General features: G+C 82.9%; 1 protein-coding gene. It reads right to left on the bottom strand.

Going from position 1 to position 580, the window contains the following annotated elements; genetic code table 11:
* A partial coding sequence (locus E2C05_RS32370; protein ID WP_205083307.1) for a hypothetical protein occupies positions 1-362 on the bottom strand: 362 nt, incomplete at its 3' end.
* Positions 363-580 lie beyond the last annotated feature (218 nt).

Genomic DNA, 580 nt, shown 5'->3' with positions numbered 1-580 from the left:
GGCACCGCCCGCGTCCCGGTCAGCAGGACCGCACCGCGGCCGCCCAGCCAGTCGCCCGCCGCCGCCAGCGCCGCGCGCAGCGCCCAGGCCTCCGCCGCGGCCGGCGGCATCAGGCGGACGGTGAAGGGCAGGGTGGGGCCGAGCACCTGCAGGGCCCGGCGCACCGGCCCGGCCCCGGCCAGCGGGGCGAGGACGACGCCGAAGGCTTCCGGCGCCAGGTACAGCCCTTCCCGCGTGCGCTGCAGCGCCAGCGCGCCGAGGCAGCGGACCAGCAGCGCCGGGTCCGCTTCCGCCAGCACCACCGCCACCGCCTGCGGGCGGCGGAGATCGACGCTGGGGGCGGTGACGAGCGGCTGGTGCATCGCGGGGCCATCATGGGGGCGGCGCCCGGCCGGAGCGGGGGCGCCCCGGCCGGTGTGGCACGCGGCCGCCCCGCCGGGCGTTCACGCCCCGGTCACCCGGCGCCCCATCCGGTCACGGTTCCGCGCTCCGCTACCGCCCGGGCGCGGGGGCGGGCCGTGGCGGCGGCGGCGCGCCGGGCGGCCGGCGGGGCTTCCCCTGGCGCGCCGGCCGGGCCAGA

Origin of the sequence: Paracraurococcus ruber (genome assembly GCF_004353985.1) — a bacterium.
Taxonomy (GTDB): Bacteria; Pseudomonadota; Alphaproteobacteria; order Acetobacterales; family Acetobacteraceae; genus Paracraurococcus; species Paracraurococcus ruber.
Note: the sequence above shows the minus strand (reverse complement) of the source record. Positions and strands in the feature narration are given on the sequence as shown.